Source organism: Saccharopolyspora sp. NPDC050389 (genome assembly GCF_040655595.1).
GTDB lineage: Bacteria > Actinomycetota > Actinomycetes > Mycobacteriales > Pseudonocardiaceae > Saccharopolyspora.
On the sequence record NZ_JBFAKG010000118.1, the window covers coordinates 1 to 25516 of the forward strand.

Annotated in this window: 23 protein-coding genes and 1 pseudogene; 8 read left to right on the forward strand and 16 right to left on the reverse strand. The window is 70.9% G+C overall.

Annotation, left to right across the window (positions count from 1 at the left end; genetic code table 11):
• Positions 1–96: 96 nt before the first annotated feature.
• From AB0I53_RS43605 to AB0I53_RS43640, 8 genes are all read right to left on the reverse strand, one after another.
• Positions 97–891, reverse strand: a complete 795-nt coding sequence (locus tag AB0I53_RS43605; RefSeq protein WP_358615455.1) for an alpha/beta hydrolase — start codon at positions 889–891, stop codon at positions 97–99.
• The gene (locus AB0I53_RS43610) at positions 891–1937 is read right to left on the reverse strand and encodes an oligopeptide/dipeptide ABC transporter ATP-binding protein (protein ID WP_358615457.1); all 1047 of its coding nucleotides are present in this window, start codon (positions 1935–1937) and stop codon (positions 891–893) included. The genes AB0I53_RS43605 and AB0I53_RS43610 overlap by 1 nt, the downstream gene beginning before the upstream one ends.
• Entirely contained in the window at positions 1934–2917 is a 984-nt protein-coding gene (locus AB0I53_RS43615) for an ABC transporter ATP-binding protein (RefSeq protein ID WP_358615459.1), read from the reverse strand. The genes AB0I53_RS43610 and AB0I53_RS43615 overlap by 4 nt, the downstream gene beginning before the upstream one ends.
• Positions 2914–3834, reverse strand: coding sequence for an ABC transporter permease (locus AB0I53_RS43620; protein WP_358615461.1), 921 nt, complete (start codon positions 3832–3834; stop codon positions 2914–2916). Before AB0I53_RS43620 ends, AB0I53_RS43615 begins: the two co-directional genes overlap by 4 nt.
• 41 nt (positions 3835–3875) lie before the next feature.
• Positions 3876–4820, reverse strand: a complete 945-nt coding sequence (locus AB0I53_RS43625; RefSeq protein WP_358615463.1) for an ABC transporter permease — start codon at positions 4818–4820, stop codon at positions 3876–3878.
• Positions 4821–4824: 4 nt separating this feature from the next.
• Entirely contained in the window at positions 4825–6366 is a 1542-nt protein-coding gene (locus AB0I53_RS43630) for an ABC transporter substrate-binding protein (RefSeq protein WP_358615465.1), read from the reverse strand.
• Positions 6367–6609: 243 nt separating this feature from the next.
• Complete coding sequence (locus tag AB0I53_RS43635; protein WP_358615467.1) at positions 6610–8031, reverse strand: amidase family protein; 1422 nt, start codon at positions 8029–8031, stop codon at positions 6610–6612.
• 23 nt (positions 8032–8054) lie between these two features.
• Positions 8055–9347, reverse strand: a complete 1293-nt coding sequence (locus AB0I53_RS43640; RefSeq protein WP_358615469.1) for an MFS transporter — start codon at positions 9345–9347, stop codon at positions 8055–8057.
• Positions 9348–9450: 103 nt separating this feature from the next.
• Between AB0I53_RS43640 and AB0I53_RS43645 the strand changes: the two genes are divergently transcribed.
• Positions 9451–10467 carry an AsnC family transcriptional regulator gene (locus tag AB0I53_RS43645; protein WP_358615471.1) on the forward strand — a complete coding sequence of 339 codons (1017 nt, stop codon included), beginning with the start codon at positions 9451–9453 and terminating at the stop codon, positions 10465–10467.
• On the opposite strand, the gene AB0I53_RS43650 is transcribed toward AB0I53_RS43645, so the two are convergent.
• The 5 genes from AB0I53_RS43650 to benA are packed head-to-tail and all read right to left on the reverse strand — an operon-like array spanning position 10468 to position 16806.
• A complete protein-coding gene (locus AB0I53_RS43650; RefSeq protein ID WP_358615473.1) occupies positions 10468–13107 on the reverse strand; it encodes a LuxR C-terminal-related transcriptional regulator in 2640 nt (879 codons plus the stop codon). It abuts the gene before it with no gap.
• Positions 13108–13135: 28 nt separating this feature from the next.
• Positions 13136–13912, reverse strand: a complete 777-nt coding sequence (locus AB0I53_RS43655; RefSeq protein ID WP_358615475.1) for a 1,6-dihydroxycyclohexa-2,4-diene-1-carboxylate dehydrogenase — start codon at positions 13910–13912, stop codon at positions 13136–13138.
• Positions 13909–14928, reverse strand: a complete 1020-nt coding sequence (gene benC / locus AB0I53_RS43660) for a benzoate 1,2-dioxygenase electron transfer component BenC (RefSeq protein ID WP_358615477.1) — start codon at positions 14926–14928, stop codon at positions 13909–13911. Before benC ends, AB0I53_RS43655 begins: the two co-directional genes overlap by 4 nt.
• A gap of 10 nt (positions 14929–14938) precedes the next feature.
• Positions 14939–15436: a benzoate 1,2-dioxygenase small subunit gene (gene benB, locus AB0I53_RS43665; RefSeq protein WP_358615479.1), complete on the reverse strand. Its 498-nt coding sequence runs from the start codon at positions 15434–15436 to the stop codon at positions 14939–14941.
• Positions 15437–15444: 8 nt separating this feature from the next.
• The gene (benA, locus tag AB0I53_RS43670) at positions 15445–16806 is read right to left on the reverse strand and encodes a benzoate 1,2-dioxygenase large subunit (RefSeq protein ID WP_358615481.1); all 1362 of its coding nucleotides are present in this window, start codon (positions 16804–16806) and stop codon (positions 15445–15447) included.
• 250 nt (positions 16807–17056) lie between these two features.
• Here benA and AB0I53_RS43675 point away from each other — a divergent pair, with 250 nt between their 5' ends.
• From AB0I53_RS43675 to catC, 4 genes are all read left to right on the forward strand, one after another.
• A complete protein-coding gene (locus AB0I53_RS43675) occupies positions 17057–17995 on the forward strand; it encodes a LysR substrate-binding domain-containing protein (protein WP_358615483.1) in 939 nt (312 codons plus the stop codon).
• Positions 17976–19079, forward strand: coding sequence for an enolase C-terminal domain-like protein (locus AB0I53_RS43680; RefSeq protein WP_358615485.1), 1104 nt, complete (start codon positions 17976–17978; stop codon positions 19077–19079). The genes AB0I53_RS43675 and AB0I53_RS43680 overlap by 20 nt, the downstream gene beginning before the upstream one ends.
• Before the next feature lie 46 nt (positions 19080–19125).
• Positions 19126–19977 carry a catechol 1,2-dioxygenase gene (catA, locus tag AB0I53_RS43685; protein WP_358615487.1) on the forward strand — a complete coding sequence of 284 codons (852 nt, stop codon included), beginning with the start codon at positions 19126–19128 and terminating at the stop codon, positions 19975–19977.
• A gap of 103 nt (positions 19978–20080) precedes the next feature.
• A complete protein-coding gene (catC, locus tag AB0I53_RS43690; protein WP_358615497.1) occupies positions 20081–20371 on the forward strand; it encodes a muconolactone Delta-isomerase in 291 nt (96 codons plus the stop codon).
• Positions 20372–20381: 10 nt separating this feature from the next.
• Here the strand turns inward: catC and AB0I53_RS43695 are convergent, their stop codons facing one another.
• From AB0I53_RS43695 to AB0I53_RS43705, 3 genes and pseudogenes are all read right to left on the reverse strand, one after another.
• Positions 20382–20594, reverse strand: a complete 213-nt coding sequence (locus AB0I53_RS43695; protein ID WP_132483828.1) for a DUF2277 domain-containing protein — start codon at positions 20592–20594, stop codon at positions 20382–20384.
• A gap of 263 nt (positions 20595–20857) precedes the next feature.
• Positions 20858–21010: pseudogene (locus tag AB0I53_RS43700) on the reverse strand (gluconate transporter); the annotation flags it as partial.
• A 48-nt stretch (positions 21011–21058) separates the two neighbouring features.
• On the reverse strand, positions 21059–21661 hold the full coding sequence (locus AB0I53_RS43705) for a TetR/AcrR family transcriptional regulator (protein ID WP_358615489.1): 603 nt from the start codon (positions 21659–21661) through the stop codon (positions 21059–21061).
• Between the two features lie 238 nt (positions 21662–21899).
• Between AB0I53_RS43705 and AB0I53_RS43710 the strand changes: the two genes are divergently transcribed.
• From AB0I53_RS43710 to AB0I53_RS43720, 3 genes are read left to right on the forward strand one after another with little or no spacing between them, the layout of a single operon-like run.
• Complete coding sequence (locus tag AB0I53_RS43710) at positions 21900–22352, forward strand: (2Fe-2S)-binding protein (protein ID WP_358615491.1); 453 nt, start codon at positions 21900–21902, stop codon at positions 22350–22352.
• Positions 22339–23301 (forward strand): xanthine dehydrogenase family protein subunit M, encoded by a 963-nt coding sequence (locus AB0I53_RS43715; protein ID WP_358615493.1) that lies wholly within the window; start codon positions 22339–22341, stop codon positions 23299–23301. Before AB0I53_RS43710 ends, AB0I53_RS43715 begins: the two co-directional genes overlap by 14 nt.
• A complete protein-coding gene (locus AB0I53_RS43720) occupies positions 23298–25460 on the forward strand; it encodes a xanthine dehydrogenase family protein molybdopterin-binding subunit (protein ID WP_358615495.1) in 2163 nt (720 codons plus the stop codon). Before AB0I53_RS43715 ends, AB0I53_RS43720 begins: the two co-directional genes overlap by 4 nt.
• Positions 25461–25516 lie beyond the last annotated feature (56 nt).

The window sequence follows — 25516 nt, forward strand, 5'->3', positions numbered from 1 at the left end:
CACAACCCCCCACCCCCTTCTGGGGGTCTTTTTTCTCCGCGCCGCGTTTTTTGTTTGGGGCTATCCCCCCCCCCCAAAACCCCCCCACGGCCCCGGCTAGCTCCGCGGTTCACCCAGGGCTTTGCGCAGTGCGGTGGTGACGGCTTCCGGGTTGTCGACGTTCATCAGGTGGCCTGCGCCGGGGATCTCCTGGTACGTGGCCCGGGGGAGGACTTCGAGGAGGATGTCGGCCGCTTTGCGCGGGCAGAGGACGTCGTTCTCGCCGCCGATCAACGTCACCGGGCACTTGATCGCCGCCAGCTCCGGCGTCAGCGGGTTTCCGCGCAGGCCCGCCATCGCCGTCGCCGCGTTCGCGTAGCCGCGGCCGTCGCCGATGGACTCCGCGCGCCTCGCGACCACCTCGTCGATGTCCACTGTGGAGTTCGCGACCATCATCTTGGTGTCCGCGCGCAGCGAGTCGAGCACGGCATCGCCGACCTCTTCGGCCCGCTGGAGGTTTATCTCGGCTGCGGCCCGGCCCACCACCGAGGACGTACCCAGCACGACGACGCCGGTGACCAGATCCGGTCGCCGCGCCGCGGCGGAGAGCACCACCGTGCCGCCCAGGGAGAATCCAACGCACACCGCAGGCCCGGAGACCTCGGCGAGGAAGGCGAGCAGATCGTCCCGCAGCTGGGCCAGGGTTCCGTCGGCGTCGCCGATCGTGCTGGCGCCGTGCCCGCGCACGTCGTAGGCGTAGGTGCGGTGGTCGGTGAACTCCTCCTGCTGGCGCCGCCAACTGTGGTGATCTTCGGCGAGGCCGTGCACGAACACCACGGCCGGGCCGGAACCGCTGGTGCGGTAGTGCGTCTGGACGTCGTTCAGCGCGGCCGTCGCGGTCTGCAAACCCATCAACTCCCAGAATCGGTTACCGCACCCGATTCTGCGGCACGCAGTTCCAGGACGGAACCGCCCGCCAGCGCGGGACCGCTGGTGTGCAGGTGGCAGCGCACCGTGCCGCCGCCGTCGACGGGCGTCGGCTCGGGGACGACCGAGCGGCAGATGTCCATCGCGTACGGGCAGCGCGGGTGGAAGGTGCAGCCGCCGGGCGGATCGGTCGGATCCGGCGGATCGCCGGGGAGCACGATGCGTTCGCGCCGGCGCTGCACCTTCGGGTCGGGCACCGGAACCGCCGACAGCAGCGCCTCGGTGTACGGGTGGGCGGGGTGGGAGTAGAGGCGCTGCGACGGGCCGTCCTCGACCAGCCGTCCCAGGTACATCACCGCCACGCGCTGCGCGAGTTGCCGCACCACCGACAGGTCGTGCGAGATGAACAGGTACGAGGTGCCCAGCTCGGCGCGCAGTTCCTCCAGCAGGTTGATGATCTGGTTCTGCGTCGAAACGTCCAATGCGGACACCGCCTCGTCGCAGACCACGACATCCGGATCCACCGCCAGCGCGCGGGCGATGGCCAGCCGCTGCCGCTGCCCGCCGGAGAACTCGTACGGGTAGCGCTCCAGGTGCCGGGGCGACAGGCCCACCCGCACCAGCAGGTCCCGGACCCGCTCGTCGCGCGCCTTCCCGCGCAGTCCTTCGTGCACCTCCAGCGGTTCGCCGACGCTCTCGGCGATCACCATCGACGGGTCCAGCGACGAGTAGGGATCCTGGAACACCATCTGGATGTGCCTGCGGTGCCGCCGCAGCTCGCGGCCGCCGAGCGAGGTCAGCTCGGTGCCCCGCAGCCGGACCGCGCCGCCGTCGGGCTCGACCAGCCGCATCAGGGCCCGGCCGGTGGTCGACTTGCCGGAGCCGGACTCGCCGACCAGCCCGAGGATCTCCCCGGCGGCCACCTCGAACGACACCCGGTCCACCGCTCGCAGCCGCGCCCCGCGCCGGAACAGGCCGCGCTGCAACGGGAAGCTCACCGACAGGTCCTCGACTTCGAGCAGTGCGGTCATGCCGGGCCTCGCAGCAGGAGTTCGTCGGAGCGGACGCACCGGGTGGCGCGGTGCCGGTCGAAACCCCGGAGTTCCGGGGCTTCGGAGGTGCAGCGATCGGCGGCGTACGGGCAGCGGGGGTGGAAGCGGCAGCCGTCGGGCATCGCGCCCGGCGTCGGCGCCTGGCCGGGGATGGTGGCCAGCCGCTCCGCGCCGCCGACCTGCGGCATGGCCGCGAGCAGGCCCTCGGCGTAGGGGTGCGGCGGATGGCTGAAGAGGTGGTCGACGTCGTCGGCCGCCACCACCTGCCCGGCGTACATCACCACCACCTGGTCGCAGATGTCGGCGACCACGCCCAGGTCGTGGGTGATGAACACCATCCCCATGCCGAGCTCGTCGCGCATCTGCCGCAGCAGGTCGAGCATCTGGGCCTGGATCGTCACGTCCAGCGCGGTCGTCGGCTCGTCGGCGACGAGCACCTTCGGTTCGCAGCAGATCGCCATCGCGATCATCGCCCGCTGCCGCATCCCGCCGGAGAACTCGTGCGGGTAGCTGCGCGCCCGGCGCGCCGCGTTCGGGATGCCGACCTGGTCCAGCGCCGCGACGGCGCGGCCCATCGCCGCCTTGCGGGACACCTTGCGGTGCCGCCGCACGGTTTCCGCGATCTGGTCGCCGATGGTGAACGCCGGGTTCAGCGACGACATCGGCTCCTGGAAGATCATCGCGATGTCGTTGCCGCGGATGTCGGCCAGCCGCTTCTGCGGCATGCCGACCAGCTCGGTGCCGTCGAGCCGGATGCTGCCCCGCGGCACCTGGCTGGTGCGCGGCGGAAGCAGGCCCAGCATCGCCAGGCTGGTGACGGTCTTGCCGGAGCCGGATTCGCCGACCAGGCCCAGCGTGGAGCCGGCGTCGACGGAGAACGACACGTCCTCGACCACCGTGACCCAGCCGCGGTCGGTGGCGAACCGGACGTCGAGGTCGGACACCTGCAGCACGCTCATCGACCGCTCCTGATCTCCCGGCCCAGCGAGTCGCGCAGCCCGTCGCCGAGGACGTTGAACGCCAGCACCGTCAGCGCGATGGCGACGCCGGGGAAGATCACCAGGTGCGGCGCCAGCGACACGAACCGCGCGCCCTCCTGCAACATCGAGCCCCAGCTCGCCTGCGGCGGCACCACGCCCAGGCCGAGGAAGCTCAGCGTCGCCTCGGCGAGCATCGCGAACGCCGCGACCAGCGACAGCTGGACCAGCAGCGGCGACAGCACGTTTGGCAGCACGTGCCGGCGGATGATGCGGCCCGCCGGGGTGCCGATGCTGCGGGCCGCCTCGATGTAGGTCTCCTCGCGCACCGACAGCACCGAGCTGCGCACCAGGCGCAACAGGCGCGGCGCGGTGACCAGGCCGACGGCGAACATCGCGTTGGTCAGGCCGGGGCCGCGGGCGGCGACGATCGCCACCGCCAGGATCAGCGGCGGGAAGCTCATGAACGCGTCGGCCAGCCGCACCACCCAGCGGTCGAACCGGCCGCCGAGGTAGGCGCCGACGAGCCCGAGCGGCACCCCGAGGACCACCGCGACGCCGACGGCTTCCACCGCGGCGAGCAGCGAGATGCGGCTGGCCACCAGCATCCGGCTGAGCATGTCGCGGCCGAACTGGTCGGTGCCCAGCAGGTATCCGTCGGCGCCGGGCGCGGCGAGCACGTTGCGCAGGTTCTGGTCGTCGGGGTCGGCCGGGGCCAGCAGCGGCGCGAACACCGCGACCGCGGTCAGCAGCAGCAGGAACAGCAGCGCGAGCACCGCTGGGCGCTGCCGCCGGAAGCGGCGCCAGAACCGCTGCCTGGGCGACTGCGGCGGGCCGAGGTCGTCCGCGATGGTCTCCGCGGCGACGTGCCGCGTCCACCGCTGCGTGGTGTCGGTCAACTCCCGTCCTTTCCGGTGGGCGCCGTCTCTCTCGCCGGTGCTCACTGCGCTCGCACCTTCGGGTTGAGGTAGCCGTAGGACAGGTCGACCGCCAGGTTGGCCAGCATCACCATCACGGCGGTGACCACGACGACGCCCTGCACCATCGGCAGGTCCCGTTGCAGCACGGCGGTGATCGCCAGCTGGCCGAGGCCGGGGATGCCGAAGATCTGCTCGACGACCACGGTTCCGCCCAGCAGCACCGAGATCCGCATGCCCAGCACCGTGACCACCGGCGTCGCCGCGTTCTTCAGCGCGTGCTTGGCGATGACGCTGGTGGTGCGCAGGCCCTTGGCGCGGGCGGTGCGCAGGTAGTCCTGGTCGAACACGTCGATCAGCGAGCTCCGCAGCTGCCGGGTGAGTTCGGCGGCGGCCGCCAGGCCCAGCGTGAAGCCGGGCAGCAGCAGGTGCGTGAGCCAGGAGACCGGATCGTCGTCCAGCGGCACGTATCCGGTGGCGGGCAGCAGCCGCAGGTGCAGCGCCAGCGCGGTGGCCAGCAGCAGCCCGAGCCAGAAGTTGGGCATGGCCACGCCCACCGAGGTGCCGACCGTGGCGAACCGGTCCAGCCAGCCGCCGCGGTTGGTGGCCGCGACGATCGCGGCAGGCACGCTGATCAGCAGCGCCATCACGATGGCGACCGCGGTCAGCGACACGGTGGCCGGGAACCGCTCCGCGATGGCGCCGGAAACGCTGCGGTTGCTGAACATCGACGTGCCCAGGTCGCCCTGGACGGCGTGGCTCGCCCAGCGCCAGTACTGCTCCAGCAGCGAGTCGTTGAGCCCGAGGCGTTCGCGGGTCGCCTCGATCTGGGCTTGGGTGGCGTTCTCCCCGGCGATGGTGATGGCCGGGTCGCCGGGCACCAGCAGCACCAGGCCGAACACGATCAGCGAGACGAGGAACAGCAGCGGAACCATCGCCGCCAGGCGGCGGACAACCAGCTGTAGCACCCGGTCACCTCCCCGTTCCGGCCGCGCCGACGCCGCGGAACTCGGGTTTGTTGGACAACCAGCTGCGCAGCCCGGTGACGCGCACCGCGTGCCCGTAGTTGGTGTCGGCGAAGACCACCGGCACGTCCAGCGCCTGGTCCAGGACCATCCGGTCGATCTGGTGGAAGATCTCGGTGCGCGCCGCCGGGTCGATGGTGCGGCGGGCCTGCCCGATCAGCTGTTCCAGCTCCGGCGTGGTGTGCCCGCCGGGGTTGGAGAATCCCTTGCTGGTGTAGAGCAGTCCGAGTGTCTGGATCGGGTCGGCGCGCCCGCCCCACGGCGCGACCATCGCGTCGCCCTGCTGCCTGCCGTAGAACAGGTCGGCCGCCTCGCCGGAGGAAACCTCGCGGATGTTCATCCGCACCCCGGTGTCGGCCAGTTGTTCCTGCACGGCGACGGCGGTGCCGGGATCGGTGTTGGGCACGATCGCCTCGAACTCGAAGCCGTCCGGCAGCCCGGCCTCGGCGAGCAGTTGCCTCGCCTTCTGCGGGTCGTACGGGTATGGATCGGGCAGGTCCGGGTCGTGCGCGTAGTAGCCGGGCGGGAAGGGCTGCGCGGCCGGTTCGCCGTTGCCGAACAGCACGCCGTGGATGATGGCGTCCCGGTCGATCGCGTGGTTGAGCGCGCGCCGCACCCGGACGTCGCCGAACTCGGCGCGGGTGCGGTTGAGCTGCAGGTGGTAGAAGGCGAGTGTCACGTCGCCGGCGACGCCGAGGTCGTACTGCCGGGCCTCGGCGACCTGGTTGCCCGCCAGCAGCGCGGCTTCAACCTCGCCGGCGCGCAGCGCGTTCATCCGGGTGGTCGTGTCGGGCTGGATGACGATCGCCATCGTCTCGACCCGCTGGGCGGCGGGATCCCAGTAGCCGGGGAAGCGGCGCAGGACGACGCGGTCGTTCGGGCTGTAGCTGACGATCTGGTACGGCCCGGCGCCGACCGGCCGCAGGTCCAGTTGCGGGTCGTCGAACGCCGCCGGGCTGACCATCATCCCGGCCCGGTCGGAGAACACGCCGATCAGCGAGCTGTCCGGTGCGGTGAGCGCCAGCGCGATGGTCAGCGGCCCGAGCACGTCGACCCGTTCCACCGCTTTCACCTCGGAGGCGACGGTCGAGCCTTGCAGCGTGCGGGCGCGGTCCAGGTTCGCCTTGGCGGCGGTGGCGTCGAACGGGGTGCCGTCGTGGAACCGCACGCCCGGCCGCAGCTCGAACACCAGCCGCTTGCCGCCGTCGGTGTACTGCCAGCCGGTGGCCAGGCCGGGCACCGGTTCGGCGTCGGTGGTCAGGTGCACCAGCCGGTCGTAGACCGGGAACAGAGAGGCGTTGTCGAAACTGGACGATGCGCGGTGCGGGTCGTAGCGGCTGGGGCCGACGGAGTAGGCGAACCGGAAGGTGCTGCCGGCGCTGCCGGAGGCCGATCCGGTCGCCTCGGTGTTGATGCCCCCGCACCCCGCGGTGAGCGCCAGGATCGCGAAAACGGCTACTGCGGCGAGGAAGTTGCGATGTGCGGGCACCCGGACCTCCGGCTCTTCGGCGAGTACGGCGTCGGCGGTTGTCCTGCGCGAGCACGCCTGGTGGTGCGGCCCGAGTCGGAGGTCTCGTGATCGGTCGCCCTATTCAAGGAGAGCTGGATCACATAATCAAATAGCCCTGGGCGAACGGACGAATAGGGCGAAACCATGCCCGCCGAACGGGTGTTGATCGGTGCAGAGCCGGTGCGGCGCCCTGTTCGGTGTGCCGGTTCCAGTGCCGGAGGTCTAGCGCGGGTTGCGCACCACCGGCGCGATTCGGGAGCCGGTGGCGGCCTCCTGGAGAACCCCGGCGAAGCGGAGCACGTCGGCGTCGGCACCCGGGCGGCCGACGACCTGCACGCCCACCGGCAGGCCGTCGTCGGTGAACCCGAACGGCACCGACGCGGCGGGCAGCCCGGTGACGGTGATCCGCGAGCAGGCGCGCATCCAGTCGAGGTAGTGGCGGCTCGGCACCCCGTCGACCGCCGCCGGGTAGCGCAGTTCCGCGTCGAACGGTGGCACCTGGCTCACCGGGCAGATCAGGAGCTCGTGGCGGGTCATGAACTCCCGTGCCCGCTCGACCACCGCCATCCGGTTGCGCTCGGCGCGCACCAGGTCCGCGCCGGAGACCTCGCGCCCCTGGTCGACGTTCCAGACGATGTTCGGGCCCAGCTCTTCGCGCCGCTGATCGACGAGTTCGCCGAAGGACAGCACCTGGTACCAGGCGCGCCAGGTCTCGAAGGCATCGTCGGCGCCGGCGAAACCGGGCGTCGCCTCCCGCACCTCGCACCCGAGCCCGGCCAGCACCCCGGCGACCCCGGCGAGCACCTTCCGCACGGCCGGATCCACCGGCAGCCCGTCCAGGTCGGCGTCGACCGCTACCACGGTGCCGGGCACGGCCGCGTCGGCCTCCAGCGCGAAGGAGGTCACCGGCACCGCGACCTGGCAGCGCGGGTCCGCCGCGTTGAGCACCTGCATCTGCAATGCCACGTCGTCCACCGAGCGCCCCATCGCGCCGTTGGTGACGTACGGGAACTGCGGGAAGGTGCCGGGCCAGGACGGAACCCGGCCGTGGGTCGGCCGCAGGCCCACCACGTTGCAGAACGACGCCGGGTTTCGCAGCGAGCCGCCCATGTCCGAGCCGTCGGCGATCGGCAGCATCCCGGCGGCCAGCGCCGCCGCCGCGCCGCCGCTGCTCCCGCCGGCGCTCCTCGTCAGGTCGTGCGGGTTGCGGGTGGTGCCGAAAACCTCGTTGCGGGTGTGGGATCCGGCGCCGAACTCCGGCGTGTTCGTCTTGCCGACCATGATCGCCCCGGCCGCGCGGTACTGCTCCACGGTCAGCGAGTCGGCCTGCGGCACGTGCTCGGCGAAGGCCCGCGACCCGTAGGTGGTGCGGATTCCCCTGGTGTCCAGCAGATCCTTGTGCGCCACCGGAAGCCCGTGCAGCGGGCCGAGTGGCTCGCCGGTGCGGGCGAGGGCGTCGTCGGCGCGGCGGGCCGCTAGCTCGGCCTCCTCCGGGCAGGTCGTCACGATCGCGTTGACAGCGGGGTTGGCCTGCTCGATGCGCGCCAGGAAAGCGGCCAGCACCTCCCGGCTCGACACTTCCTTGCGCACCAGCAGCTCGCGCAGCCGCACGGCGTCCGAGGTCCACAGGTCTTGGGTGTCCACAGTGGTCTACTGCTCCCTCTTCGTCAGGTGAGTTCCTTGCCGCGGGTTTCCGGCATGCGCCACAGGCACAACACGGTCACCGCGCACATCGCCACCAGGTAGCCGAGGAAGACGGAGTGGTAGCCGATGCCGGTCAGCCAGGTGTTCAGGTAGGGCGCGGTGCCGCCGAACAGCGCGACCGCGATCGAGTAAGGCAGGCCCACGCCGGTCGCCCGGACCGAGGTCGGGAACAGCTCGGAGACCATCGCGCCGATGATCGCGCTGGAGCACGCCATCACGGCCAGCGCGATGCTCATCGCCAGCAGCAGCTGCCAGAACTCGCCCTGCACCAGCCAGTCCAGCGGGAACGGCAGCACGACGTAGCCGATCGCGAAGACGTAGTACACCGGTTTGCGCCCGAACCGGTCGGAGAGGTGCCCGGCGATCGGCAGTACCACCAGGTACACGCACTGGGCGAGCACGCCGGCGATCAGCGCCGCCGACGGGTCCATGCCCTTCACCGACGACGCGTAGCTCGGCGCGAACACCACCCAGGTGTAGAAGCCGACGGTGCCGCCCATGGTCAACCCGATGTTCAACAACGCGGCCTTGCGGTGCCGCCACAGCTGCGCCAACAGCGACGTCCGCGGCTGCGCGGCGGCGGATTTATGCTGGTACGCCGCGGATTCCGTCAGGCGGCGACGCAGCACGATCGCGTACACGCCGAGCACGGCGCCCAGCAGGAACGGGATCCGCCAGCCCCACGAGCGCATCTGGTCGCCGCTGAGCACCGTGGTCAGCAGCGCGCCGGTGCCGGTGGCCAGGATGGTGCCGAGGGTGATGCTCACGTATCCGGTGCTGGACCAGAGCCCGCGGCGGCTCGGCGGCGCGATCTCGGCGACGTAGGTGTAGGACGCGCCGACCTCGCCGCCGTGCGCGAGACCCTGCGCCATCCGGGCGACCACCAGCAGCACCGATGCGAGCACGCCGACGGCGGCGTACGTGGGGGAGACCGCGATGAGCAGGCTGCCGCCTGCCGTGAGCGTCATCGACAGCGCGAGGCTGATCTTGCGCCCCCGCCGGTCGGCGAGCCGCCCGAAGAGGTATCCGCCCAGCGGGCGCATCAGGAACCCGACGGCGAAGACGGCCAGCGTGGACAGCAGCGCCGACAGCGTGTTGTCGGCGTGGAAGAACTGGGCGGCGAAGAACGGCGCGAAGATCGCGTACACGTTCCAGTCGAACCACTCCAGGGCGTTGCCGATGTTGGCGGCCACCAGGTCGCGACGATGCCGGCGCAGCGTGGGTTCTCGGGACTCCAGTCCGGTGCGGGGGACCATGGTGCCTGCCTCAGGGGTGACGTGCTGGTGAAGTGGAATGAGAGCCTGGCACCATGGGAATTGAACAGACAAGAAATTCGTGAATATTGAAAGAATCAGACACATGAGCGATCGCATGCCGGTGCTGGACGAGCTGGACCGGCGCATCGTCGCCGCCCTGCAGATCGACGGGCGCGCCTCCTGGGGCCGCATCGCGCGGGTGCTGGGCGAGACCGAGCGCACCGTGGCCCGCCGGGCCACCCGCCTGCTGCGGGAGCGGCACCTCGCGATCGTCGGCATCGTGCACTACCAGCGCGTCGGCTGGGGCGAGCCGTACCTGCTGCGGGTGCAGTGCGAGCCGGCCGGGCTGCGGGACGCCGCGCGTCAGCTCGCCGAGCTGCCCCAGGCGCGCTGGGTGGCGGTGGTCCACGGTTCGTCCGATTGCTTCGTGGAGATCGACATCCGGCAGGACGACCTGACCTCGGCGCTGCTGGACCGGCTGGCCAAGATCCCCGGGATCGTGTCGCTGCGGACGCACGCGATCCTGCGGTACTTCCGCTCCGTGCACGAATGGCGACTTGACGTGCCGGCGGAACCGCAGGCCGCCGAACTGGTGCGCCCGGACCTGGACCTGACCGCCGAGTTCGAGCCCGGCCCGGTGCGCCTCGCGCCGGACGAAACGGCGATCCTGGATCTGCTGGCCGTCGATGGGCGCGCCAGCAACGACCAGATCGCCGCCGCCGCGGACATCTCGGCGTCCACCGCCTGGCGCCGGGTGGAATCACTGCGCAAGCGGGGGCTGGTGTTCATTCGCGCGGACATCGAACCGGCGCTGCTGGGCCTGGCGGTCGAATCGCTGCTGTGGTTGCGCGTCGCGCCCGGCAGCCTCGCCGCGGTCGGCGAGAGCCTTGCCGCGCACCGCGAAGTGCGCTACCTCGTTGCCACCACAGGAGATTTCCAGCTGGTCGCCAACGTGGTGCTCCCGCACCGGGCCGCGCTGTACCGCTTCCTCACCGAGGTGGTGGGCGCGCACGAGGGCATCGAGCAGGTCGACGTGTCGATGAACGTCGCCGCCCTGAAGCGGGCCTTCGTCCGCCGCGACGGCATGCGGCTCACCCCGGTCGGCAGGCAGCGGCGCTGATCAACCATCGGCCGCCGAGGCGTGGCCGCGGGCGGCGAGTTCGCTGCGGGAGCGGATGCCGAGCTTCGCGTAGATCCGGGTCAGGTGGAACTGGACGGTCTTCACCGACACGAACAGCTCGGCGGCGACCTGCTTGTTGGTCATGCCCGCCGCCACCAGCTTGGCCACCGCCTGTTCCTGCGGGGTGAGCTCGGTGAGGTCCACACCGCCGCGCTTCGGGTGCAGCCCGCCCGCTTTGAGCTCGCGGTCGCAGCGCACCACGTACGCGGTGGCGCCCAGCGCCGCGTAGCCGTCCCGCGCTCGTTGCAGGACGACGTCGGCTTCCTTGCGTTTCCCGGCCCGGCGCAGGGTTTGGCCGTACGCGAAGTGGACCCGGGTGCGTTCGTAGGGCAGCGGTAGCGTCCGGAGATTCGCGAGCGCTGCTTCGAAGGATTCCCGCGCGGCATCGACGTCGCCCGTCGCGGCGAGAATCCGCCCGCGAACGTAGCCGAGCCGGGCCGTGGCCGACCGGTGCCCGCGCTCGGCGGCCAGGGCTTCGTGCGGCCGCAGGAACTCGTCCGCCTCGGCCACCCGGTTGGTCATGACCAGCGCGTTGCCGTAGATGTCCGGCCACGGCCAGAAACCCGGCTCGTCCACGCCCTCCCGGGGCCACAACTGGGCCACCGGTTCGAGCGCGCGCAGCACGCCTTCGTAATCGGATTGGGCCTCGGCGCAGTGCGCGCGGGCCAGGCACGCCGGGATCAGCATGATCTCGTAGTTGTGCGTGGATGCCGAGGCCTGCCGCAGGTGGTGCTGGGCGGCGTCGGGATCCCCGCGCAGCGCGTGGATCTGCGCGCCCGTCCAGTGCACCAGCGGCCGCACCAGTTCCAGGCCGGTTTCGGCGAGTTGCACGGCCGCGCGGTCGACGGTTTGCAGTGCCTCGTCCCAGGATCCGAGCGCGAAGTCGGCGCGCGCCAACCACGCCTGCGCCCACAGGGAGATCCGCAGTGCGCCCATCCGGTACTCGGTGGGCACTGCGATCTCCAGTTCCCGGCGTGCGGTCTGCGGGTCGTCCAGCGCCAGGTCCAGCCAGCCCTTGCCCATCTGCACCCGCTGCGACTGCGCGCCCCGGCTCACCCGCGCCACCACGTCCCGGTAGGTGTCCTGCGCCTCGCGGATCCGCCCGGTCGCCGCCAGACCCAGCCCCATGATCGCTTCGGACTCCACCGCCGACGGGTCCTGCGGGTCGGCCAACGTCACGGCGCGACGCCCCCAGGCGACCAGGTCGGTGCCGTGCCAGCGGCTCAGCGAGTGCAGCACCCGTCGCTGGCAGATCAGCGCCGCGGTCTCCGGCTCGCGGCCGGGGCGGCAGGCCTCCCACGCGCGGGTCAGCAGCAGCTCGGCCTCGGCCGGCCGGCCGCGCTGGATCGCCAGGTAGCCCAGCACCGCATCGCGCAGCGGCCCCGGGGGGAAGCTCTCGATCTGCGCGGAGAACGCGCTCGCCTGCGCGAGATCCCCGGCGCCCACCAGCGCGTCGACCGCCCGGACCAGCCGGTGCTCGCGGTCCGCCTTCGCCGGGCTGAGCCGGCTCGCGTCGATCAGCGCCTGCCCGGCCACCGACCACGCGCCGAGCCCGGCCTGCCGGGCGGCGAAGTCGTCGAGCTCGTCGGCCAGCGCGGGATCCGGCGCGGGCGTCTGGGCCACCAGGTGCTTCAGCTTGGCGTGCTCGTCCTCGGCGAGCTGCGCCGCCGTGCCGTGCAGCCCGTACCGCACCAGCGGCGGCACGTCGTGGTAGATCGCGGCGTGCACCAGCGGATCCGGGAACGCCAAGGTCATCAGGCCGTGCCCGGCAACGGTGCCGACGAGCCCGCTTTCGCACGCCGCGTCCAGCGCGGCGATGGGGTCCTTGATGTCGGCCAGTTCGGCGGCCGCGGCGACCGGAACCGTGCGGCCCAGGACCGCGGCCGCCTCGATGAACTCCCGCGTCGCGGCGGAACAGGAGTACAGCCTCCGGGTGACGTCGGCGGCGACGGCGCGGGGCGCGGGCAGTGCCGGGTGCCATCGCGACCAGGTTTCCGGCGGGAGCTCGTCGAGCAGATCCCTGATGTGGCGGGGATTTCCGCCGGTGTGGGTGGCGAGTTGGTGGGCCGTCGGGGCGCTCAGGTCGCGTCCCGCGTGCAGCATCGCCAGCGTCCGCACCTCGGCCGCCATCAATGGTCCTATTCGGACTGTCGCGCCCGGTCGCACCGCAGCGGGGAGTTCGCGCGCGACCAGGACGATGAGGACCGGCTCCGAGGTCAGGCGCCGGAAGGCCGACAGCAGCGCCTCCAGCGACTCGACGTCCGCCCACTGCGCGTCGTCGACGACCACGATGCCGGGACCGGCGGAGCACCAGGCGAGCAGCCCCGCCGCGTCGCGAGGCGCGTCGGATCCGCGCAACAGCTGGTCCAACACGGCGAAGGCGTCCGACTGCTCCCAGGGCAGGCCGACCGCTCGTGCCACGCGGATCTGCGGATGCCGGGACAGGAAGTGCTCGACGACGGCCGTCTTCCCGATCCCGGCCGGACCTGCCACCGCCGCGAAACCGGGCGCGGCGGCGAGCAACCGGTCCAGCTCGGCCAGCTCCCGCTGCCGGCCGATCGGTTCCGCATGCCCGGTCATCTGCCCAATGTAGTCGGACGGCGCGCCCTCACCCGAGGTCACCGCCGGCGACCGGCAGCACCGTCCCGGTGATGTAGGAGGCCTCGGGGGAGGCGAGGAACGCGATCGCCGCCGCCTGTTCCGCCAGCGTCCCGTAGCGCCGCATCGGCGACGACGCGACGGTCTGGTCCACGACCTCCCGGTACCACCGCTTCTCCTGGTCGGTCTCGGCGGCCGGGCCGCGCGCGATGCGGCGCGGCGGCGCATCGGTCCCGCCCGGGGCCGTGGCCACCACCCGGATCCCGTGCTGCGCGGCCTCCATCGCCAGGGCGGTGGTCAGTGCGTTGACCCCGCCCTTCGCCGCCGCGTACGGCACCCGGTTGACGCCGCGGGTGGCCACCGACGAAACGTTCACGATCGTGCCGTGCCCCTGCCGGACCAGGTGCGGCAGCGCAGCCCGGCAGCCCCACAGGGTCGGCAGCAGCGATCGCCGCAGCTCCGCTTCGATCTGCGCCGGCGGGTAGTGCTCGAACGGCTTCGCCCAGATCGTGCCGCCGACGGTGTTGATCAGCACGTCGATGCCGCCGTGCAGTTCGCGGGCGCACGCCACCGCCCGCTCCGCACCGGCGAACTGCTCCAGGTCGACGACCACGGCGTGCGCCTTGCGGCCGCCCGAGACCAGCCCGGCGGCCACCTCGTGGACCAGCTCGGACCGGTCGGCCAGGACCACCTCGGCGGATTCGGCGAACAACCGCTCCGCCACCGCCCGGCCGATGCCCTGCGCGGCGCCGGTGACGACGACGACTTGTCCGGCGAAGCGGTTCACCTGCCCACCTCCGCCGCGACGGTGAACTTCTCGGTGTAGAAGTTCGCCGGATCGATCCCGGATTCCCGCAGGTGGCCGCGCACCGCCTCGACCATCGGCGGCGGCCCGCACAGGTAGACGTCGACATCGGCGCCGTGCAGGCGTTCCGGCGTGAGCAGGCTGGTCACGTAGCCCTTGTGGGCGGCGGTGCTCGCTTCGTCGGCGACGCAGTGGTCGAAGCTGAACTGCGGGATCGCGTCGGCGTAGGCGCGCAGCTTGTCCAGCTCCACGAGGTCGGTGTCGGAGCTGACCCCGTAGATCAGGTGCACGGGGTGGGCGACCTCGGTGTCGGTGAGCCGTTCCAGCATGGACAACAGCGGCGCCAACCCGGTGCCACCGGCCAGCAGCAGGGCCGGGCGGACCAGGTCGCGGAGGAAGAAGCTCCCCAGCGGCCCGGTGAACTCGACCCGGTCGCCGACCTCGGCCCGGTCGGCGAGGTAGCCCGACATGGCGCCGCCGGCGGTGATGCGGACCAGGAACGACACGGCCTTCTCGGCCGGCCCAGTGCTGAACGAGTACGACCGCGTCACGCCGGTCCCGGGCACCGCCACGTTCACGTACTGGCCGGGCAGGAACGCCAGCTGATCGCGGTCGTCCAGCTCCACGGCGAAGGCGACCGTGCTGGCCGACAGCCGCCGTACCTCGGTGATCGAGCCGGCGTGCACGGCGGCGCCCGTCTTGGCGGATTCCGCGGTCGCCGGGATCTCCAGCACGAGGTCGCTGTGCGGCACCATCTGGCACGGCAAGGCGAATCCCGCCGCCGCCTCGTCGTCGGTGAGCGCGTCCTCGATGTAGTCGCCGCCGTCGTACTCGCCGGCGACGCAACGCGACTTGCAGGTGCCGCAGGCGCCGTCGCGGCAGTCCAGCGGGATGTTGATCCGCGACCGGTAGGACGCCTCGGCCACCGTCTCATGTCGACCGCAGGTGATGAACCGGGTGACCCCGTCCTCGAAGCTCAACGCGACTTGATAGCTCATTCCCGGCCCCTCACACGTGGTAGATGTCGACGACGTGGTGGATATAATCGTTCTTCAGCACCACCCGCTTGCTGGTGATCAGCGGTCGCTCGCCGCCGAAGTCGATGGTGTAGAACGAGGTTCCGAAGTACGTGTCCACGTGGTGGTAGCGGTAGTACAGGGTGAACCAGTTGAACCGCACGTCCACCAGCCGGCCGCGCTGCTCGACGATCTCCACGTTGGTGATGTTGTGGCCGGTGCGCGGCTCCGGGATGCTGGTCGCCGCCGACCGGTCGGTGCGGATCCGGAACACGCGGTCTTCGAGGCCGCCGCGGTTGGGGTAGTAGATCAGCGAGATCTCGGTCTGCGGGTCGGCGGTCAGCTCGTCATCGTCGTCCCACGCGGGCATCCAGAACTCGACGTCCTCGTGGTAGCACTCCAGCCACTCCTCGAACTCCCGGTCGTCGAGGTGGCGCGCCTCGCGGTACAGGAACTGCCGGATGGTCTCGGTCTCGATCGCGGTGGTCATCGCGGGCCTCACCGGTTTCCTCGGGCTGCGGCGGAATCGACGGCGGCGCGCATCGTGTCGAGCCAGTAGCCGTGCTGGATGGGGTATAGGCCCTCGTCCTCGGTGCGCACCCCGCTGGCGATCGGCGAGATGCCGAGCCGCGTCGCCTCCTCGTCGGCGCCGGCGATCTGGTGCACCGCGCCGCGGCTGAGGTCGTTCCACGGGGCGGCGGTGGCCCGGTAGGTGTGCTGGCAGGCCCGGAACTCCTCCAGGTCGTCCGGGGTGGCCATGCCGGTGGCGTTGAAGAAGTCCTCGTACTGGCGGATCCGGTTCGCGCGGGCCTCGGCGCTCTCGCCCTTCGGCGCGATGCAGTAGATGGTGACCTCGGTCTTGTCCACCGAGATCGGCCGGAAGTGCCGGATCTGCGAGCTGAACTGGTCCATCAGGTAGACGTTCGGGTACAGGCACAGGTTCCGGGAGTAGCCGATCATCCAGTTCGCCCGGTCCTCGCCGAACCGCGCCACGAGCTCGTCGCGCTTCTCGTTCAGCGACCGGTTGCTGGGATCGGCCCACTCCGTCCACAGCAGCAGGTGGCCGTGCTCGAAGGAGTAGAACCCGCCCTTCTGCCGGGACCAGGTGCCGGCGTCCATGTTCTTGGTGTCGTTGCTGGACTCCCCGGAGGTGCGGCGAGCGGTCGTGGCCGCGTAGTTCCAGTGCGTCGCGGAGACGTGGTAGCCGTCGGCGCCGTTCTCGGCCTGCAGCTTCCAGTTGCCGTCGAAGACGTAGGTGGAGGCGCCGCGCAGCACCTCCAGCCCCTCGGGGGACTGGTCCACCACCATGTCGATGATCTTGGTCGCCTCGCCCAGGTGCTCGGCGAGCGGCTTGACGTCGGGGTTGAGGCTGCCGAACAGGAAGCCGCGGTAATTGTCGAACCGGGCGACCCGGGTCAGGTCGTGCGAGCCGTCGGTGTTGAACTGCTCCGGGTACCCGGCATCCCGCGGATCCTTGACCTTCAGCAGCTTGCCGTTGTTGCTGAAGGTCCAGCCGTGGAACGGGCAGGTGAGCGTGGTGCGGTTGTCCCGCTTGCGGCGGCAGAGCATGGCTCCGCGGTGGCTGCAGGCGTTGAGCAGCGCGTTCAGCAGCCCCTGCTTGTCGCGGGTGATGACCACGGGCTGGCGGCCGATGTGCGTGGTGAAGTAGTCGCCGACCTCGGGGATCTGGCTCTCGTGCGCCAGGTAGATCCAGTTTCCCTCGAAGATGTGCGCCATCTCCAGCTCGAAGAGCTCCGGGTCGGTGAAGATGCTGCGCTTGGCGCGGTGCACGCCGCGCTCGGGGTCTTCGACCAGCGCGTCGGCGAGCGCGGTCCGGATTCGGTCCAGCGCTTCAGGCATGGTGCCTCCTTTCGGCGGGCCGCGGTGCCCGCCTTCGGACTTCGGTGTCCGGGTTGCCGAAGACGCTGGCACGACCGTGGCCTGGATCACGCCGGGAAAACCCCCAGTCCCGACCTAGGGTCGATTGATATCTGCGACATACCAATCGATCAGGAATGAGTATTTGTTCGAGCTGAATGACGGACCTACGCTGACCTGGACGAACGACGTTGTGGCCGCGGCCACCCGGCCTGGCGGAGGAGGTGCGGCAGTGGAGTTGCGACACCTGCGCTACTTCGTCGCGGTGGCCGAGACCCGCCACTTCGGGCGGGCGGCCAAGCGGCTGAACATGGCACAACCCCCGCTGTCCCAAGCGATCCGGCAGCTGGAAGCCGAACTCGGCGCCGAGCTGTTCGCCCGCACGACCAGGCAGGTGCAGCTGACGCCTGCGGGCGCGGTCTTCCACGACGACGCGCTGCGCATCCTGAAGTCGATCGACGACGCGGCGCGCCGCGTGAAGCGGCTCGCGGACGGGTGTCACGGCGTGCTCCGGCTCGGACTGACCGGGTCGGCGTCCTACCGGCAGCTGCCGCGGCTGGCGCACATCGTCAAGCGCGACCTGCCCGGGGTCGAGCTGGAGATCCACCCGGACCTGCTCACGCCGGCGCAGGAGAAGGCGTTGCTGCGCAACGAGATCGACGTCGGGATGCTGCGCCCGCCGACCCGTGAGGACCGCATCGCGCACCGCACCATCGCCCGCGAGCCACTGGTGCTCGTGCTGCCGGAGAACCATCCGCTCGCTGGGGAACCCGAGGTCGGGATGGCGCGACTGCGGGCGGAGCAGTTCATCATGTACTCCGCCTCGCTTCGCTCGGTGGTCAACGACGCGGTGGTGCGCAGCTGCCTGGCGGCCGGGTTCTACCCGAACTGCGCGCACGAGATCGGGGAGGCCTCCATCCAGGTCGCGCTGGTCGCGGCCGGCCTCGGGGTGGCGCTCGCCCCGGCCTCGGTGCAGGCCATCCCGCTGGAAGGCGTGGTGTTCGTGCCGGTGCCCGACGCCGAAAGCGTCGAACTGGCACTGGCCTGGCGCGCCGAGGACGATTCGCCGCTGCTGCGCAACCTGCTGACCGCGCTCGCGGCCAACGACGTGTTCGTCGGCCACGACGACATCCAGGACATCGAGGAAGCACGTGAAGATCACGCGAATTGAGGCGATCCCGTTCGCCATCCCGTACCGCAAGCCGCTGCGCTTCGCCAGCGGCGAGGTGCACGTGGCCGAGCACGTGCTGGTGCGGGTGCACACCGACGACGGGGTGGTCGGGGTCGCCGAGGCGCCGCCGCGGCCGTTCACCTACGGCGAGACGCAGGAATCCATCGTCGCGGTGATCGACAAGCTGTTCGCGCCCGACGTGGTCGGCATGTCGGCGCTGGGGCGGGAGGCCATCCACGCGCGGCTGCACCGGACGGTCGGCAACCCGACGGCCAAGGCGGCGCTGGACATGGCGCTGTGGGACGTCATCGGCAAGTCGCTCGGGCTGCCGGTGACCGAACTGCTCGGCGGCTACACGGACCGGATGCGGGTCTCGCACATGGTCGGCTTCGCCGCGCCGGAGCAGATGGTCGCCGAGGCGGAGCGGATCCGGGCCGAGTACGGCATCACCACCTTCAAGGTCAAGGTCGGCCGGAAACCGTACACAGTGGACGTCGAGGCCTGCCGGGCGCTGCGCGCCGGGCTCGGCGACGACGTCGAGCTCTACGTCGACGGCAACCGCGGCTGGACCGCGTCGGAATCCGCCCGCGCCCTGCGCGAGATGTCCGACCTCGGACTCACCCTCGCCGAGGAGCTCTGCCCGGCCGACGATGTGCTGGGGCGGCGCTGGCTGGTGCAGCACAGCGAAATCCCGTTCGTGGCGGACGAAAGCGCCACCCGCCCGGGCGAGGTGACCCGGGAACTGCTCGCCGGCGCGGCAACCGCGATCAGCATCAAGACCGCCCGCACCGGCTTCACCACGTCGCAGCGCGTGCTGTTCCAGTGCGAGGGACTGGGCGTGGAAGTGGTGATGGGCAACCAGATCGACGGGCAGATCGGCACCATGTGCAGCGTCGCCTTCGGCGCCGCGTACCAGCTGACGTCGCAGCGGCCCGGGGAGCTGTCCAACTTCCTGGACATGAGCGACGACCTGCTCGCCGAGCCGGTGCGGATCAGCGACGGCACCGTCCAGGTCCGCGCGCAGCCGGGCATCGGCATCGACATCGACCCCGGGAAGCTGGCGCACTACCGCCAGGACGGCTGAGCCGGGAACCGCATCGACAACGTTGTTGAGCAAAGGAATCGGTGACATGACTACGAACCTCTCCGAGCAGACCGCGACCGCCGCCGCATCGGGCGCGGCGGCCACCCAGCGCTTCCGGGAGAAGCAGGCGACCGCCGCCACCAGCAAGGAGCGGGTCGACGCGTTGGCCACGGAGGTCATCCGGGCGGTGCACGACGTGATCCGGCGGCAGCAGGTCACCTACGCGGAATACGACGCGCTCAAGGCGTGGCTGATCCAGGTCGGCCAGGACGGCGAATGGCCGCTGTTCCTGGACGTGTGGATCGAGCACGTCGTCGAGGAGGTGGCCAACGAGGACCGGCAGGGCTCCAAGGGCACCATCGAGGGCCCGTACTACGTGCCGGATTCGCCGGAGCTGCCCGCCGAGGCCACCCTCCCGATGCGGCCGGACGAGCCGGGCACCCCGCTGCTGTTCCAGGGTCAGGTCACCAGCGTGTCCGGCGAGGCGCTGGCCGGGGCGAAGATCGAGATGTGGCACGCCGACGACCTCGGCTACTACTCGCAGTACGCGCCCGGCCTGCCGGAGTGGAACCTGCGCGGCACGGTGATCGCCGACGAGCAGGGCCGGTTCAAGATCCGGACCGTGCAGCCGGCGCCGTACCAGATCCCCACCGACGGCGCGTGCGGCAAGCTGATCGCCGCCGCGGGCTGGCACGCCTGGCGGCCCGCGCACCTGCACCTGAAGGTCTCCGCCCCCGGCCACCAGCTGATCACCACCCAGCTGTACTTCAAGGGCGGGGCCCACGTCGCCGACGACATCGCCCAGGCGGTCAAGCCGGAGCTCGTCCTGGACCCCCTGCCCAACCCCGCCAGCGGGGCGAACGAGGTCACCTACGACTTCGTCCTGGACCCCCGATGACCCGTCGGCAGTGATCAATCGAACGGGGTGGGGTGCCACCTCGCCGAGTAATTTGGTCGAGGGTGCCCCGCACCGGGGCGAGGAATCTCAGGAAGGACTGACCGTGCTGTTCGCGGTGAAGATGGACGTCGACCTCCCGGTCGAGATGGATCCGGCGGTGAAGGCCGACACGCTCGCGCGGGAGAAGGCGTACTCGCAGGAGTTGCAGCAGGGCGGGGAGTGGGTGCACCTCTGGCGCTGCGTCGGGCAGTACTCGAACCTCAGCGTCTTCGACGTGGCCGACAACGAGCGGCTGCACGAGATCCTCTGGAACCTGCCGCTGTTCCCGTACATGACCATCGAGGTGACCCCGCTGGCCCAGCACCCGTCCGACATCGCCCTGCTCGGCTCCTGACGGGCGGCCGTCACCGGGAGCCGCGGACCTCCAGGGACGCCAGCAGCTTCGCGGTGGCCTTCTCGATGTCGTCCACCGCCTGCTCGAAGGCTGCCTCGTTGTGCGCGGCGGGCTTGCGGAACCCGGAGATCTTCCGGACGTACTGCAACGCGGCCGCCCGGATGTCCACTTCGGTGACGTCTTCGGCGTACGGCGGGCGGAGCGTCTTGATGCTGCGGCACATGAGCATTTCCTGGGTAGGTTTCCCCAGCTTTCGCCGGGGCGACGACCGGTGAACGGGGACGACCCGGGGGCCGTCCCCGTCATGCTAGTGGCAGTGCCCCATGTGTGTGGGTGAACTGCAGGCACTCGACGTACCACCGAGCACGGCGAAGAACGCCTGCTGCCCAGAGCGCCACCGAGGCCGACCCGGTCGCCAGCCGCACCCAGCACCGCCACCATCCAGCCGAGCAGCAGCGCGGACAGGCTCGCCGCGACGGCGAGCTTCCCGATCGCGGTGCCGGCGCCACCGTCCACGAGCACCTGCTTGAAGCCACCGCCGGCACCGACGATCATCGTGGCACCGACGATCGGCATCAGGCTCTCGCCCAGCTTCGTCGCCAGGGTGACCGGCGTGAATCCGAAGGTGCGCATGTCCATTCAGGACGATCATCGGGCGGGCCGCTGCGAAGCGACGCGCTTGGCGAGTCAAGCCGGTCGGCCGCCGTCGTCGAGGTGACACTTTCCCGTGCACATGCCCCGCCACAGCAGGTCGATGAGCTTCTCGGTCGGGCCCCGCCAGTCGTCGCGGGGGTCGAGGTAGAGCAGGCCGCCGAGCCCGCGCAGGACCGTCTCCGGGTCCAGGTCGGCGCGGACGGTCCCGGCCTCGACGTTGGCGTCCAGCAGCGTGGCGACCGCGCCGACCATGGCCTCGTGGGCTTTTGCGAACATTTCGCCGTGTGACGACGTGGCCGCGCCGAGGGCTCCGGCCAGGCCTCGTTTGGTCATCATGTAGTGCGTCAGGTGGTCGGCCGTCCAGACCCGGAACGCTTGCTCCGGCGAGTGCTGCCGGAGCAGGCTCGGCACGACCTCGACGAGGTGCCGCAACTCGCGCTGGTACACCGCCAGGATGAGCGCCTCCGGGTTGGGGAAGTGCCGGTACACCGTGCCGACGCCCACACCGGCCTGCTTCGCGATGGCGTTGAACGAAATCGCTCCCGAACCGGCCAGCGACTTCGCCGCCGCGGTGAGGATGCGCTCGTGGTTGCGCCGAGTGTCCGCGCGTCGGGAACCGACCGAGCCCGTCGTCATCGTCCCTCCCGGTTGCCTGCCGCGTTCTTCCCTGGAATGTAATGCACAATCGGCCGTCGACCTGCGGCTACCTTCGGGGCGGTGTCGTCCTTGCAGAGTGGATAAGTATCCGCTAGCGTCGAGGAGGGCCGAAACGGATGAATATCCGGTTTCGGTGATGGTCCCAGTTCTGCTCCCACCACCACAAGCGACACCGCTGCGGTCGTCCTGCGCGGGCGACCGGCGGGGAAGAGATCAAGTGGACATCTCACTCGAAGTCAATGGCAGGGCCGAACAGCTGAGCGTCGATCCCGGCGTGACGCTGCTGGACGCATTGCGGGAGAACCTCGGCGTCACCGGCCCGAAGAAGGGCTGCGACCGCGGCCAGTGCGGTGCCTGCACCGTGCACGTCGACGGCAGGCCGGTGCTCTCCTGCCTCACCCTCGCCGCCACCGTGAAGCGACCGGTGACGACCGTGGAGGGCCTGTCCGACGGCGACGAGCTGCACCCGGTCCAGCGGGCGTTCGTCGACCAGGACGCCCTGCAGTGCGGGTTCTGCACGTCCGGTCAGGTCATGTCGGCCGTCGCCGCGGTCGAAAAGGGCGTCGAGGACGTCCGGGAGTTCATGTCCGGCAACATCTGCCGCTGCGCGGCCTACCCGAACATCGTCGCGGCGATCGAACAAGCGAGGCAGGCCGATGCGTCCCTTTGAACTCACGGCACCCGCGACCGTCGAAGCCGCGCTCGCCTCGCCCGGCACGTTCCTGGCCGGCGGGACCACCCTCGTCGACCTGATGAAGCTCAACGTCCTCGCACCGCAACAGGTTCAGGACATCAACGAGCTGCCGCTGCGCGGCATCGACGCGAGCGATGGGCTGCGGATCGGCGCGCTGGAGCGGATGAGCGACGTCGCCGAGCACCCCGACGTGTACCCGGCGATCTCCCGAGCCCTGCTGCAGAGCGCCTCCCAGCAGCTGCGCAACATGGCCAGCATCGGTGGGAACCTGATGCAGCGCACCCGGTGCACGTACTTCCGCGACGTCGCCACGCCCTGCAACCGGCGGGAACCGGGCAGCGGATGCCCCGCGATCTCGGGGGCGAACCGGATGCACGCGGTGCTGGGCACCAGCGACTCGTGCGCGGCAGCGCACGCCAGCGATCTCGCGGTCGCGCTGGTCGCGCTCGACGCGGAGGTCCGGCTGGTCGGCGCCGCCGGAAGCCGCACCGTGAAGCTGGCCGATTTCTACCGCCTGCCGGGTAATGCGCCCGAGGTGGAGAACGATCTGCGCCCCGGCGAGCTGATCAGCGAGGTCCTGGTGCCGCGGCTGGACTGGGCGTCGCACTCCACCTACGTCAAGGTGCGCGACCGGCAGTCCTACGAATTCGCGCTCTGCTCCGCCGCCGTCGCGCTGGACGTCCGGGATTCCCGCATCGCCGACGCCCGGGTGGCGGTCGGTGGCGTGGCGACCGTGCCGTGGCGGTTGCCGGCGGTCGAGGAGGCCCTGCGCGGTGCGCCCGCGACGCCGGAGTCCTTCGAGGCCGCGGCGTCCGTGGCCACCGACGGTGCTCGGCCGTTGTCCGGCAACGGTTTCAAGGTTTCGCTGCTCAAGCGGACCGTGGTCCGCGCGCTGCTCGAACTGACCGAAGGGAGCCGTCTGTGACCAGTCGGCTGGACGGCCCGCTGAAAGTCACCGGGCAGGCGAAGTACGGGGCGGACAACAACTTCCCCGGCATGGTTTACGGGTACGTCGTGCTCAGCACGATCGCGCACGGCGAAATCGAGGCCATGGAGGTCACGGCGGCGAAGAGCGCGCCCGGCGTGCTCGGCGTGTACACGCCGTTCGACCCGTTGGAGCTGCGCAAGCCGAGCTCCCCGCTCTTCGGTGAGATGTGGGTTCCGCTGCAGGACGGCGAAGTCACCTACTACGGCCAGCCGATCGGCTTCGTGGTGGCGGAGACCTTCGAGCAGGCCCGGGACGCAGCGCTGCTCGTCGAGGTCTCCTATCGGGCTCGACCGGCCCTGACCTCGTTCCAGGACGGCCTCGCCACGGCCGAGGACGCGCCGTCCAATGAGGACATCACGGTCCTCGCTGACGGCGTCGAGTCCATCGAGGACGCGCTGGGAGCGAGCCCGGTCCGCGTCGAGGCGACCTACAGCACCGCCACTCAGAACCACGCCGCCATGGAGCCGCACTCCGCCGTCGCGGTGTGGGACGCCGACGGCCTGACCATCTACAGCGGGAACCAGGGCTCCGACCTGCAGGCCACCGACGTCGCCGCCGCGCTGGGGGTGGACCGCGCGTCGGTCCGCGCGCTGAACCCCTTCGTGGGTGGCGCCTTCGGCGGCAAGGCCCGCACCTCGGTGCCGGCGTTCTTGGCGGCGGCCGCGGCCAAAGCCCTCGGTCGGCCGGTCAAGGCCGCGCTCACCCGGGAGCAGGTCTTCACCGCGACGGCGACCCGCCCGGCGACGCTGCAGAAGATCTCCCTCGGCGCGGAATCCGACGGCACGCTGATCGCGCTGCGCCACGAGTCGTGGTGCACCACGCCGGCGGACCGGTCGTTCGTGGAGCCGACCTCGCACGGCACCTCGCGCGAGTGGTACGCCACCCAGAACCTGGCCGTCAGCCAGAAGATCGTGCCGCTGAACATCCCGCCGACCACCTTCATGCGGGCGCCGGGGGAGGCGCCCGGGTCCTTCGCGCTGGAGAGCGCGATCGACGAACTGGCGGCCGAGCTGGGCATGGACCCGATCGAGCTGCGCCTGCGGAACAACTCGATCGCGCCGCCCGGCAAGGACCTGCAGTGGTCCAGCAAGCACCTCGACGAGTGCTTCCAGGTCGGCGCGGAGCGGTTCGGCTGGGCAGGCCGCTCGCCGCGCGGGCGCACCGACGGCGACTGGCTCGTGGGCATGGGCGTCGCAACCGCGATGTTCCCCGCGCTGCGGTTCCCGGCCAGCGTCGAGATCACCCTGCGGGCCGATGACACGGCCGTGGTCGCGACCAGCGGCTCGGACCCGGGCACCGGCCTGCTGACCGTGCTCTCGTTGGTGGGGGCGGAATCGCTGGCGATTCCGGCGGAGCGGATCACACCGCGGCTGGGCGACTCGGCGTTGCCGTCCGGCGGCATGTCCGGCGGCTCGACCGGCACGGCGAGCGCGGGTTCGGCCGTCATGATCGCCGCCACCGAGGCGATCGACGCGCTGCTCGCGCTGGCGTCTTCACCGGGCGCGCCGTTCGAGGGCGCGGAGGTCACCTACGAGGACGGGCGAGTGCTGGCCGACGACGGCCGCGCGATGGCGTTCGGCGAGCTGCTGCGGGCGGTGGGCCGCTCGTCGATCTCCGCGATCGGTTCCTCGGCGCCCGGCGAGGAGTTGACGAAGCACTCGTTCAGCTCGTTCGGCGCCCAGTTCTGCGAGGTCCGCGTGCACAAGTGGACGCGAGAGGCCCGCCTGTCGCGGATGCTCGGCGTGTTCGACTGCGGCCGGATCATCAACGAGAAGGCGGCCCGCAGCCAGGCGATCGGCGGGATGATCTGGGGTGTGTCGGCGGCGCTGCACGAGGGTCTGGAGATCGAGGAGAACGGCCGGCTGGCCAACGGCGACTTCGCGAGCTACCTGGTCCCGGTGAACGCCGACATCCCGGATGTCGACGTCCACTTCGTCAAGTACCCGGACACGCTGCACAACGAGGTCGGAGCGAAGGGCCTGGGCGAGATCGGCACGGTAGGCATGGCAGCGGCGGTCGCCAACGCCATCTACAACGCAACGGGCACCCGAGTCCGCCACATCCCGATCACGATCGAAGACCTCCTGGACGACTGACGCACTGAAGAGCCCGCTATCCGGCACGCGCTTGCACGCAGCGCATGGAGATTCCA